The 228-nt window shown below is 32.0% G+C and carries 1 protein-coding gene; it reads left to right on the top strand.

Annotated elements, in window-relative coordinates; all coding sequences use genetic code 11:
- Positions 1–16 precede the first annotated feature (16 nt).
- Positions 17–228: acyl-CoA thioesterase (locus FUA24_RS04100; protein ID WP_317131931.1), on the top strand; the 212-nt coding region annotated here is incomplete at its 3' end.

Genomic DNA, 228 nt, shown 5'->3' with positions numbered 1-228 from the left:
ATTTAATAGCTTAAACATGTTTAAACACCCAAAAGAATCGCAAGTTACTATTACAGAGCTTATGCTACCATCGCACTCTAATTTTAGTGGAAAAATTCACGGTGGTCATATTTTAAATTTAATGGACCAAATTGCCTTTGCTTGTGCATCAAAACATTCAAGACATTATTGTGTTACAGCATCAGTAAATAGAGTAGATTTTTTAAATCCTATTGAAGTAGGCGAACT

The organism is Seonamhaeicola marinus (genome assembly GCF_008085455.1).
This window is presented reverse-complemented; position numbering and strand designations above follow the sequence as displayed.